Raw genomic sequence first — 11,254 nt, 5'->3', positions numbered from 1 at the left:
GCGAACGGACACCAGCGGGCAGGCTCGACCGCGACGATACGGTCGGCAGAAGGAGGTGCGGGTCCGTGCTGGACTTGCAGGCGGCTCGACGCGACACACCGGGATGTTTCGACCGGGTCTTCCTCGACAGCGCGGGATCGTCCCTGCCCCCGACGCCGGTGCTGGACACGATGCTCGCGCATCTGCGCCGTGAGGCCGAGGTCGGCGGGTACGTGGCGGCCGACGAGCAACTCGACGACCTGACCGCCGTGAAGACCTCGCTCGGTCGCCTGTTCGACGTACCGGAGACCTCGATCGCGCTGTCCGACGGTGCCTCGCGGGCGTGGACGTCGTTCTTCTACGCCGTGCCGCTGCGACCGGGCGACCGCATCCTGATCTCGCAGGCCGAGTACGCCGCGAACGCGATCGCCGCATTGCAGCGCGCGCGGGCCACCGGCGCCACCGTCGAGGTCGTGCCGTCCGATCCGTCCGGTCGCCTCGACGTCGAGGCACTCGAGGGGATGCTCGACGAACGCGTGCGACTCGTGTCCGTCGTCCACGCCCCCACCAACGGCGGACTGGTCAATCCCGTACGGGAGGTCGCCGACGCCGCGCACGCGGTCGGTGCGCTCGTACTGCTCGACGCGTGCCAGTCGGTGGGACAGCTACCGGTGAGCGTGCCCGAACTCGACGTCGACGCGCTGTCGGGCACCGGACGCAAGTGGCTCCGCGGTCCCCGCGGCACCGGCTTCCTCTACGTGCGGCCGCGGCTGGTGACCGAACTCGAACCGGCGGTGCTCGACCTGCACAGCGCTTCGTGGACCTCGCCCGACAGCTACGAGCTCGCGCCGGACGCCGCCCGCTTCGAGATGTGGGAGGCCGGGGTGGCAGCCCGGCTCGGGCTCGGTGCAGCCGTGGACTATCTCCTCGAGCTGGGGGTGGACGCCGTGGCCGAGGCGGTGGCCTATCGCGCCGGGCACGTGCGCGACGGGCTCGCCGGCATCGGCGGCGTGACCGTCACCGACCTCGGTGAGCGGCACAGCGGCATCGTCTCGTTCACCGTGGACGGACGCGACCCGCGGGAGGTCCGCGACGCCCTGGCCGAGCGGTCGGTGACGGTCACGGTCAGCGGTCGCAGTTCGACCCTGCTGGACATGACCGCGCGCGATCTGCATTCGGTGGTGCGGGCGTCACCGCACTATTTCGTCTCCCCCGCCGACGTCGACAGATTCCTGGGCGCGGTGCACGACCTCGTCCGTTCGTGAAGCCGCGCCGGTCACGCGCTGCTCGGCACCGGGGTCGACGACAGGGCTGTTTGTCCCGGCTCGATGTCGTCCGGTAATGTGGTTCGAGTTGTCTCGGCGAGGGTGAACCGCAATATCGCTGGATCACCGTGATCGACGCGGCTGCGACGGAAGCAATGTGCTCCCCGGTCGCACGTGTCGGATCCGTTCGTTCGAGAACACCCGACCACGAAGTGCCACCAGCGTAGGAGCCGTCACATCATGTCCGACGAGAATCGTCTCGTAGCCAGCGTCCGCACCGAGTTCGGCAAGGGTGCCGCACGCCGCGCCCGTCGCGCCGGCCAGGTCCCCGCCGTCCTCTACGGCCACGGCACCGAGCCCCGGCACCTCGGCCTCCCCGACCTCGAGTTCGCAGCCGTGCTGCGTGCCCACGGCACCAACGCCATCCTCACCCTCGACATCGACGGCGACGAGCAGCTCGCGCTGACCAAGTCGGTCGTCGTCCACCCGATCCGCCGCTACATCGAGCACGCCGATCTGCTGGTCGTGAAGAAGGGCGAGAAGGTCACCGTCGAGGTGCCCGTCGTCCTCCGCGGCGAGCCGGCCTCGGCGACCCTCGTCGTCAACGAGGTCAACACCATCAAGCTCGAGGCCGACGCCCTGAACATCCCCGAGGAGATCGTCGTCTCCATCGAGGGCGCCGAGCCCGGCACCCAGATCCTGGCCGGTGGCGTCGAGCTGCCCGCCGGCTCCACCCTCCAGGACGATCCCGAGCTGCTGCTCGTGAACATCGTCGAGGCTCCCTCCGCCGGTGCCCTCGAGGGCACCGAGGGCGACGCGGCGGCCGAAGAGGCCTCCGAGGAGGCCTGAGCCATCACCGGCTCCCGGTAAGTCACTCGTGCGGCGCGTCATCCCCCGGGATGGCGCGCCGCACGTCGTTCGAATGCACGGAAGGATCTGCACGTGGGCGACGACACCGCGCTCGTGATCGGTCTCGGCAACCCCGGGCCCAAGTACGAGAACACCCGGCACAACATCGGATTCATGGTGGCCGACGTGCTGGCCGGACGCGTCGGCGGCAAGTTCTCCGCGCACAAGCGCAGCAACGCCGACATCGTGCAGGCCCGGCTCGACGGCCGGCAGGTGATCGTCGCCGAACCCCGCACCTACATGAATCTGTCCGGTGGGCCGGTCGCCGCCCTGGCGAAGTTCTTCTCGGTCGAGCCCGCGAACGTGATCGTCGTGCACGACGAACTCGACCTGGACTTCGGGACGATCCGGCTCAAGCTCGGCGGTGGCGAGAACGGGCACAACGGCCTGCGGTCGATCTCGTCGGCGCTCGGCACCAAGGATTACCTGCGGGTGCGGATGGGCATCGGTCGCCCGCCCGGCCGGCAGGATCCCGCCGATTTCGTGCTCAAGCCGTTCTCGGCCACCGAACGCAAGGAACTCGACGTGTGGTGCGAGGAAGGGGCCGACGCCGTCGAATTGCTCCTGAAGCTCGGCCTCGAAGGTGCTCAGAACCGCATCCACTGACGGTGCGCGTCAGGCGCGTGTCAGCAGCGCCAGCGACGTACCGCGACGCAGCTTGCCCGAGGAGGTCTTCGGGATACTGCCGGGCCCGAGCACCGCGACGGTGCGGGGCCGCACGCCCACCTCGGCGACCACCGCGTGCACGATGTCGTGTTCGATGCGGCGCACCTCCTCCGGGCGGTCGGAGAGTTTGGTCTCCACCGCCACCGCGAACGATTCGCGCTTGTCCCCCGCGTCGAGCCGGATGGCCACGGCGTTGCCGGGACGCACCCCTTCGACGGTCCCCGCCGCTCGCTCGATGTCGGTGGGATAGATGTTGCGGCCGCCCATGATGATGACGTCCTTCACCCGGCCGCACACCACCACGAGCCCTTCCTCGGTGAAATAGCCCACGTCGCCGGTGTCGAGCCAGCCCTGCGCGTCCTGCGCGGACACGGGTCCGTCCACGGTGAGATAGCCGTGCGTGACGGCCTCGCCGCGCAACTGGATGATGCCCACACCGCGGGGCGGCAGCACCTGCCCGTCGCGGTCGACGACGCGCCCCTCGAGACCGGCCACGAGACGCCCGAGAGTGGGCATACGGCGCGCGTGGGGACGGGTGCTCGGCACGGCCATCCCACCTGCTTCGAGCAGGTCGGGATCCACCACGTCGAGCACCATCCCCCGCCCCGGATCGGGGACCGACACCGCGAGCGTGGTCTCGGCCATCCCGTAGGACGGGGCGAGGGCCGAGGGTTCGAGACCGAATCGCTCACCGGCGTCCGCGAGCGCCTCCATCGTGTCGGGGTCCACCGGCTCGGCGCCGTTCCACATCCAGCGCATCGACGACAGGTGAGCGAGCCGTCGGGCGCCTGCGACAACTTCCGGGCCAGCAGCGAGTACGCGAAATTTGGTGCAGCCGTAAGGGTTCCGCGGTACTTGCTGATCAGTTCCGCCCACAGGATCGGCGAGCGGAGGAAATCCAGCGGCGTCACCGACACGACCTCCGCACCCACCTGCATGGGGACGCTGAGGAAGGCCACCATGCCCATGTCGTGGAACAACGGCAGCCAGCTGACCATGACGTCGTCGTCGAGCGAGAACTTGACGCGGTCCATCATCGCCGTCGCGTTGGCGTAGAAGTTGCCGTGCGTGATCCGCACCGCCTTCGGCGAACCGGTGGACCCGGAGGTGAGTTGCTGCAGCACGATGTCCGATTCCGCGGTGTCCACGGGATCGACCGGATTTCCTTCCCGCATCCGCTCCACGGTGACGACGGAGATGCCCCGTTCGCGCAGCAGCGACTCCGCGATCTCGAAGGGTGCGCCGAGGACGACGGCGCGTGCGTCGATCATCCGCAGGACCACCTCGGTGTCGCGCGACCACGACTGCAGATCGGTCCGCGGGGTGGGCTGGTGCAGCATCGTCACACTGCCGCCGCGCATCCACACCGCCTGGCAGACCGGGGCGATGTCCACGGGCTGTCCTGCGAGGACACCCACCGAGTCGCCGGGGCCGATACCTGCGGCAGCCAGGGCACCGGCCATACGGCGGGCCTGCCGGTGGATCAGTCCCCAGTTCTGCCGCAGCGGCGCATCCGGTTCGCCGGTGACCAGAGCCCCGGAGTCCGATTCCGCCGTCGCATACATCTCCTCGGTGAATCTGCTCACGACCCGCTCCTCGTCCGGTGGTGCACGACCTCGATCAAGATCCGGTAGTTGCACATCAGCGTGCGCCTCCGAGGGGTGGGCATGGGGCCACCTTCGGGAAACGTGATCGAATCTGGCGGAAATCGACACCGAATCGCCGAGTAACATGAACGAGTCGGCGGCGATAGCGCCCCTACTCCCTGCCCCCTTCGAGAGGTTTTTCCCGTTGAGCACCCCGCACGCTTCGGCCGACAGTCAATCCACCGGCACGATGGAGCCTGCGCAGTCTTCCGGCGCCCCGAAGCCCGCATCCGCGAAGGAGGTCCGTGCCGAAGCCGAGCGCAGACGCACCTTCGCCGTCATCTCGCACCCCGATGCCGGTAAGTCGACGCTCACCGAGGCGCTCGCCCTGCACGCGAAGGTCATCTCCGAGGCCGGTGCGGTCCACGGCAAGGCCGGCCGCAAGTCGACGGTCTCCGACTGGATGGAGATGGAGAAGGCCCGCGGCATCTCCGTCAGTTCCACCGCCCTGCAGTTCAACTACACGCGCTCGGATGTCGCGGGCACCGACGACGAGATCGTCAACGTCGTCAATCTCGTCGACACCCCCGGCCACTCCGACTTCTCGGAGGACACCTACCGGGTCCTCACCGCCGTCGACGCCGCCGTCATGCTCATCGACGCGGCGAAGGGTCTCGAGCCGCAGACCCTGAAGCTGTTCCAAGTGTGTCGCCACCGGGGCATCCCCGTGGTCACCGTCATCAACAAGTGGGACCGCCCCGGCCGGACGCCGCTGGAGCTGCTCGACGAGATCGACGAGCGCATCGGCCTGACGCCGACCCCCCTGTTCTGGCCCGTGGGCATCGCCGGTGACTTCCGCGGTCTGCTGCGTCGAGGCGAGGACGGCGCCCCGGCCGAGTACATCAAGTTCACCCGCACCGCCGGTGGCGCCAGGATCGCACCCGAGGAGCATCTGTCCGCCGACGAGGCGCTCGCTCTCGAGGGCGACACCTGGGTCGAGGCCGCCGAGGAGTCCGAACTGCTCTCGGCCAACGGTCAGGACCACGATCAGGAGATGTTCCTCGCGGGACAGACCTCGCCGGTGATCTTCGCGTCGGCGATGCTCAACTTCGGCGTGCGGCAGATCCTCGACACCCTCGTCACGCTCGCACCGCCGCCGCGGGCCCGCGTCACCGTCGACGAGACGCCCCGCGAGGTCGACGACCCGTTCAGCGCCGTGGTGTTCAAGGTGCAGGCAGGGATGGACACCGCCCACCGCGACCGGCTCGCGTTCATGCGTGTCGTGTCGGGCGTCTTCGAGCGCGGCATGGTGGTCACGCACGCGCAGACCGGAAAGCCCTTCGCCACCAAGTACGCGCTGACCGTCTTCGGCCGCGAACGCTCCACGGTGGAGAACGCCTATCCCGGCGACGTCGTCGGTCTGGTCAACGCCACCGCGCTGGCGCCGGGCCACACCCTCTACGTCGAGAAGAAGGTGGAGTTCCCGCCGATCCCCTCGTTCGCCCCCGAGCACTTCGCGATCCTGCGGGCCGAGAGCGCCTCGAAGTACAAGCAGTTCCGCAAGGCCGTCGACCAGCTCGACTCCGAGGGTGTCGTGCAGATCCTCCGCAACGACATCCGCGGCGACGCGTCGCCGGTGATGGCGGCCGTGGGTCCGATGCAGTTCGAGGTGGTCGCCGCGCGGATGAAGGCCGAATACAACGTCGATCCGAGGATCGAGAACCTCGGTTACACGCTCGCGCGTCGCACCGACGCGGCCTCGGCCGACGAATTGAACCGCCAGCGCGGCATCGAGGTGTTCACCCGGTCGGACGGTGTACTCCTCGCGCTCGTCAGCGACAAGTGGCGGCTGCAGTACATCCTCAAGGAGATGCCGGAACTGACCCTCGAACCGCTCGTCGCCGCGACCGACTGAGCGTCCCGGCGATACCGGGCGGGTAGTGCGTCCAGCGGATTTTACTGATACTTTCCCTTCCGTCGATCCGACGTATTCGGGTGGAATCAGGAGTTGTGTCGATGAACGACGACGTACCGGCCGCAGCCGGCGAGGACCGGCCGTCCGGTAGGACGGCGGATGCGAGCAGACGATCCGGACGCGCGAAGCGCTCGGGGACCTTCGTCTACCCGCTGCCGAGCACTCCCCTCCCGAGCAGTACCCCACTGACGAGTACGCCGGATACCGGAACACACCGCACGAGGGACGCATCGTCGCTCGAAGGTGACCCGGCCGGCGGGGTGGGCGCCGGCAATTCCGAGGAAGGAACGACCCTGGTGAGCAGCACCGGCACGAACGGCTCCGCGAGTGGGCCCGCCACTACCACGACGACGGCCACCGAGAGCCTCGGCACCGTCACCGCGCCGAGCCCGGTCCTGTCGCGGCGCAATTCGATGGGCGTGGCGTCGGTGCGCATCGCCGCGCGACTCGCACAGAACGAACTGACCTCGCGCGACTCGCGCAACACCGGCTCGCACGGCGACCCGATAGCGGACGACGACGAACTGCTCACGCTGCTCGGCGAGTACCTGCTGGCCGGCGGTCTCGAGAAGCCGGAGATCCACGCGACTCTCGGTGGGCAGCCCATCGTCGTCGACCTGCAGGTACCGCAGCGCCGCGCCCGCTAGAGCGAACAGAGCAGCCGGGCGGGCTTATCGGTCGCCGAACAGAGCGGCGATCGCCACCGGGTCCACATCCTCGAGAGCCGCAGGCGACCAGCGCGGATCGCGGGTCTTGTCGACGAGGACGGCGCGCACGCCTTCGGCGAAGTCCGGGGTCGCGGCGACCCGCACGGCCACGTCGAGTTCGCGGGCGAAACACTCCTCGAGGGTGCTCTCCGCACCGCGGCGCATCAGTTCGGCCGTGGCCCACACGCTCGTCGGCGACAACGACCGCAGCGCCGTGCGGGTCTGCTCGGCCCACCTCGCGTCGATGTCGGTGAGAACGTCGAGGCGGCTCACCATATCGAGCACCGTCCCGTCGCCGAATACCATCTCGATGTCGGGGAAGCGTTGCGCCAGGGACGATTCGGGAGTCGGTTCGACGAACTCGTCGAGGGCGTCGCGCCACCGGCCCGCGCGGATGCGGTCGGTGAAATCGTCGATGCGTGCGCTGGGCACGTAGTGCGTGGCCAGGCCGACGGCCAGCGCGTCGCCGGCATCGATACGGGCACCGGTGAGACCGAGATACATCCCCACCGCGTCGCAGCGCGCCGTGGTGCCGCGCAGTCGCGGGAGGAAATGGCTGGACCCGATGTCGGGGACGAACCCGATCGCCGTCTCGGGCATGGCCATGGTGGTCTTCTCGGTGGTGACACGCACCGCGCCGTGCACCGAGATGCCGAGGCCGCCGCCCATCGTGACGCCGTCGAGGACCGCGAGATAAGGCTTGGGGTAGGTGGCGACGAGTTCGTCGAGACGGTACTCGTCGGCGAAGTACTCCCGGACGGTGTCGAAGTGTCCTTCCAGGGCCACCTCACGCACCGGTTTGACGTCGCCACCGGCACAGAACGCACGGTCGGACGTGCTGGTGACCAGCACTGCCGTGACGGCCGGGTCGTCGCGCCAGGCGAGAAGCGACGAACGGACGTCGCGGATCATCGACCGGTCGAGCGCGTTGAGCGCACCGGGACGGTCGAGTTGCACTTCGCCGACTCCGTTGGCGACGCGTGTGCGGATGAAGGACTCGTTCACGGGCGGGAGCCTACCGGTCACGGATGAAGTTCTTCGGCGACCCATCGATCCCCCTTCCGCCGGTAGCGATGACGCAGGTGCCGCCGGCCGGGATCCGCCTGCCAGAACTCCACGGTCCCGGCGGCGACGCACCACGCGGTCCAGTGCGGTGAGACGAACTCGGGATCGTGTTCGAGCGCGGTCAGACGTTCCTGCACGAGACGGTCGTACTCGGCGGGCTCGGCAAGGACCTCGCTCTGGCGGCCCGTGGACGCCACGGCGCGGGCGAAGACCGACCGTTCCCGGAAGTCGCGGGCACACACCTCCGGTGAGCCGACCAGGACGGGCCCACGCACGCGGACCTGCCGGCCGAGTTCACGCCAGTACACGGTGAGCGCGGCGGCCGGCGTCGTCTCGAGCTGGCGCCCCTTCGGCGAGCGGTCGTCGCCGGAGAACCACCAGCCGTCGTCGGTGACGTCCTTGATCAGCAGCGTGCGTGCGTCGGGCATCCCGGACGGGTCGACGGTCGACAGGGTCGCGGCGTGCGGCTCGGCGATGCCGGCCTCGACGGCGTCGGTGAGCCATCGAAGGAAGGTTTCCTGCGGCGTCGGTGCCGGATCGAACGACGACGCGGACGCCACTGGTTCGGACGCCGCAAGGGCGGGCAACGCCCGGATCCAGCCGCGGGTGTCGGGAAACTCACTGCGACGCGCGATCTCGCTCATCGCCGCATGGTACCGGTGCGGGACGGGGGCGGTTCACTCCCGAGGGGGCGGGAGCTTGCCGGTCAACGGACCGACGAGCATCCAGCGATGCCCGAAAGGGTCGAGCAGGGTGGCGTTGCGATGGCCGTGGGCCTCGTTGATCCACCTCTCGACCGAACCACCGGCCAGCCGGGCGCGAGTGAGCACGGCGTCGGTGTCGGCCACCTCGAGCATCAGACTCACCGAGACCGCTCCCTCCTGCGGCGCAGTGAGTCCGAGTTCCGCGAATTCGTCTGCCAGATAGATCATTCCGCTGGGGAACCGGAGCTCGGCGTGGCCCACACGACCGTCGTCCATGACGACCGGCTCGGCGGTCAGCGAGGCCTCGAAGACCCGGGTGTACCACTCGATCGCGTCGTGCGCCCGCGGCACCGTCAGGTAGGGCAGCGCACCCGGGCGCGGGAAACCACCGGAGGCTTCGGAGAACATCTCGCCGCGCCTTCTCAGGACGCTTTCGGCTGCTGCAGCATCGCCCACCGGTTGGTGGTCAACCGGACCGACGTGGAGTCGCCCATGCATGTGACCGTCTCCCAGTTCCGCTGATATCCGGTGCGGCTGATCCGCCAGCATCCGTCGTCGTCCAGGCTGTAGCGATCGTGGTAGTAGGCCGAGCCGCGCAACAGCATCCCGTCCTCGGGGATGATCACGGTGTCGGACAACAACCACACCCCGGTGGCGCTGCGGCCGTCGTCGGCGATGTCGATCTCGGGATGGGAGCATGTGTGCTCCGTGATCAGACGTGTGCCCAGCGTGTTCTCGAGGAAACCGATGAAGGCGTCGCGCGAGTCGAAAACGAGATGCTCTCCGTAGACGGCGTGCGCGTCGGGGGTCAGAGTGTTCGCGAGTTCGTCCCAGTCCTTCGTGTCGAGCGCTCGCGCATAACGGTATTTGAGCCGCGTGATCTCCGCTACCGCCTGCACATCCATCGTCGGCCTCCCATTGGGACCCCCCTCTGCGAGTATTCGAATTCCAGGCTAGCCCGGAAGACCTGTGCAGACGGCAGGAATCACACTGTTACCAGGTCTCACTCGGTCGCGATTCGGTCACGGGAGCACTCCTCGGTCACTGCTCCGGACGGCGCAGTGCGCGGATGGTCGCGTCGACGACGAGTTCGGCGTACTCGACGTCGACGCCTTGGTCCGGCGTCGTCAACGCGAACAGGGCGTGACTGAGCACGGTGCCGGTGACCATCTCGAGCAGTAGTGTCGCCGAGGTGTCGGCGGGGAGCTCGCCGCGCTCGACGGCCCGGTGCACGATCGTGCGGGCCGCGAGTACGCGGCTGCGGTTGAGCGTGAGGGTCAGCCGGGCGAGCAGTTCGGGATGGGCGCGGGCGTCGAGTGCCACGCGCAGGCTCACCAGACCGGGGGTGGTCCGGTAGCCGCGCAACAGCTGCCGGGCGAGTTCGACGAGATCCGATCGGAGCGCGCCGGTGTCGATCGGGACGGGCAGCGGGCTACGCGCCTCCAGCGCCTGAACCAGAAGGTCGTCCTTGCTCGACCACCGGCGGTAGAGGGCGGCGCGACCCACCCGCGCACGCCGCCCGACGGCGTCGAGCGTGAAGCCACGCCAGCTCGTTTCGGAATACACCTCGAGCACGGCGTCGAACACGCGGTCCTCGAGATCGGCGTCGCGAGGACGGCCGCGGCGCCGCGGGGCGGGTACTTCGGTCACGTCGGGTAAGTGTGCCAGACCACTCCTCGATTTACAGACTGAAACAGTCCGCATTAAGCTGGCGGCGCCCTCCTCCCCCAGAGCAGACCGAAGGAACACCATGACCGACCCCACCCGGGTTCCCGTCGTGATCGGCGTCGGCGACCTGCGCTCCGGCCGTGCCGGTGCGCCCGCCGACCCGCGTGAACCGCTCGACCTCATCCACGAGGCCACCCTCGCCGCAATCGCCGACACCGGTGCCGATCTCGCGACGCGGATCGACACCATCCACGCGATCAAGACCGCGAGCTGGGACTACGACGACCTGCCGGGTCTGCTCGCCGAACGCCTCGGCGCCGCACCCCGGCACACGTCGACGAGCCCGATCGGCGGCCACTGGCCGGCGGCCCTGCTCGACCGCATCGGCCACGACATCGCCGCGGGTACCAGCACCGTCGCGCTGCTCGTCGGCGGCGAGGCGCAGGCCTCGGTGACCAACTCGTACAAGGCCGGAACGGATCCGGCCGCGCTCGGATGGACCACCGCTCCGGGCGGCCCCACACCGATCGGCAGCGAGGATCTCGGCAGCCCAGCGATGCAGCGTGCCGGCATGATCGTCCCCACGCGGGTCTACCCACTGTTCGAGAACCGGCTCAGTCACGATCTCGGGCACTCCCGCGAGAAATCGCTCGACTGGTCGGCGACCCTGTACGCCGCCTTCTCGGAGTTCGCCGCCGAGAACCCGGCATCCTGGAGCCCGGAGCGACGT

Annotated in this window: 10 protein-coding genes and 2 pseudogenes; 6 read left to right on the top strand and 6 right to left on the bottom strand. The window is 69.0% G+C overall.

The window, feature by feature from the left end:
- The first annotated feature begins 65 nt into the window (after window positions 1-65).
- From R1101_RS0108775 to pth, 3 genes are all read left to right on the top strand, one after another.
- On the top strand, window positions 66-1,244 hold the full coding sequence (locus R1101_RS0108775) for an aminotransferase class V-fold PLP-dependent enzyme (protein ID WP_016933067.1): 1,179 nt from the start codon (window positions 66-68) through the stop codon (window positions 1,242-1,244).
- Between the two features lie 240 nt (window positions 1,245-1,484).
- Window positions 1,485-2,093 (top strand): 50S ribosomal protein L25/general stress protein Ctc, encoded by a 609-nt coding sequence (locus R1101_RS0108770; RefSeq protein ID WP_016933066.1) that lies wholly within the window; start codon window positions 1,485-1,487, stop codon window positions 2,091-2,093.
- A 93-nt stretch (window positions 2,094-2,186) separates the two neighbouring features.
- Window positions 2,187-2,759, top strand: coding sequence for an aminoacyl-tRNA hydrolase (gene pth / locus R1101_RS0108765; protein ID WP_016933065.1), 573 nt, complete (start codon window positions 2,187-2,189; stop codon window positions 2,757-2,759).
- Between the two features lie 9 nt (window positions 2,760-2,768).
- On the opposite strand, the pseudogene R1101_RS26200 reads toward pth, so the two are convergent.
- Window positions 2,769-4,405, bottom strand: a pseudogene (locus R1101_RS26200) (fatty acyl-AMP ligase).
- A gap of 205 nt (window positions 4,406-4,610) precedes the next feature.
- On the opposite strand from R1101_RS26200, the gene R1101_RS0108750 reads away from it, so the two are divergent.
- Complete coding sequence (locus R1101_RS0108750) at window positions 4,611-6,320, top strand: peptide chain release factor 3 (RefSeq protein WP_026003050.1); 1,710 nt, start codon at window positions 4,611-4,613, stop codon at window positions 6,318-6,320.
- A 101-nt stretch (window positions 6,321-6,421) separates the two neighbouring features.
- Window positions 6,422-7,027 carry a hypothetical protein gene (locus R1101_RS0108745; RefSeq protein ID WP_371053611.1) on the top strand — a complete coding sequence of 202 codons (606 nt, stop codon included), beginning with the start codon at window positions 6,422-6,424 and terminating at the stop codon, window positions 7,025-7,027.
- Window positions 7,028-7,051: 24 nt separating this feature from the next.
- On the opposite strand, the gene R1101_RS0108740 is transcribed toward R1101_RS0108745, so the two are convergent.
- The 5 genes from R1101_RS0108740 to R1101_RS0108720 form a co-directional block, all read right to left on the bottom strand.
- Window positions 7,052-8,092, bottom strand: a complete 1,041-nt coding sequence (locus R1101_RS0108740; protein WP_026003048.1) for an enoyl-CoA hydratase/isomerase family protein — start codon at window positions 8,090-8,092, stop codon at window positions 7,052-7,054.
- A gap of 17 nt (window positions 8,093-8,109) precedes the next feature.
- The gene (locus tag R1101_RS0108735; protein WP_016933058.1) at window positions 8,110-8,796 is read right to left on the bottom strand and encodes a pyridoxine/pyridoxamine 5'-phosphate oxidase; all 687 of its coding nucleotides are present in this window, start codon (window positions 8,794-8,796) and stop codon (window positions 8,110-8,112) included.
- 33 nt (window positions 8,797-8,829) lie between these two features.
- Window positions 8,830-9,264, bottom strand: a complete 435-nt coding sequence (locus tag R1101_RS0108730; RefSeq protein WP_016933057.1) for a VOC family protein — start codon at window positions 9,262-9,264, stop codon at window positions 8,830-8,832.
- Between the two features lie 14 nt (window positions 9,265-9,278).
- Window positions 9,279-9,761 (bottom strand): nuclear transport factor 2 family protein, encoded by a 483-nt coding sequence (locus R1101_RS0108725; RefSeq protein ID WP_016933056.1) that lies wholly within the window; start codon window positions 9,759-9,761, stop codon window positions 9,279-9,281.
- 136 nt (window positions 9,762-9,897) lie between these two features.
- Window positions 9,898-10,506 carry a TetR/AcrR family transcriptional regulator gene (locus R1101_RS0108720; RefSeq protein WP_016933055.1) on the bottom strand — a complete coding sequence of 203 codons (609 nt, stop codon included), beginning with the start codon at window positions 10,504-10,506 and terminating at the stop codon, window positions 9,898-9,900.
- 100 nt (window positions 10,507-10,606) lie between these two features.
- Between R1101_RS0108720 and R1101_RS0108715 the strand changes: the two are divergent.
- A pseudogene (locus R1101_RS0108715) lies at window positions 10,607-11,254 on the top strand (acetyl-CoA acetyltransferase); the annotation flags it as partial.

Origin of the sequence: Rhodococcus sp. R1101, assembly GCF_000278445.1 — a bacterium.
Taxonomy (GTDB): domain Bacteria; phylum Actinomycetota; class Actinomycetes; order Mycobacteriales; family Mycobacteriaceae; genus Rhodococcus; species Rhodococcus gordoniae.
The sequence above is the reverse complement of the archived record's forward strand: the minus strand, read 5'-3'. Positions and strand labels throughout refer to the sequence as shown.

What these genes read in the sequence shown, in the direction of transcription:
- R1101_RS0108770 (WP_016933066.1), top strand. Translation starts at nt 1,485, where the DNA reads ATGTCCGACGAGAATCGTCTCGTAGCCAGCGTCCGCACCGAGTTCGGC.
- R1101_RS0108745 (WP_371053611.1), top strand. Translation starts at nt 6,422, where the DNA reads ATGAACGACGACGTACCGGCCGCAGCCGGCGAGGACCGGCCGTCCGGT.
- R1101_RS0108735 (WP_016933058.1), bottom strand. Translation starts at nt 8,796, where the DNA reads ATGAGCGAGATCGCGCGTCGCAGTGAGTTTCCCGACACCCGCGGCTGG.
- R1101_RS0108730 (WP_016933057.1), bottom strand. Translation starts at nt 9,264, where the DNA reads ATGTTCTCCGAAGCCTCCGGTGGTTTCCCGCGCCCGGGTGCGCTGCCC.
- R1101_RS0108725 (WP_016933056.1), bottom strand. Translation starts at nt 9,761, where the DNA reads ATGGATGTGCAGGCGGTAGCGGAGATCACGCGGCTCAAATACCGTTAT.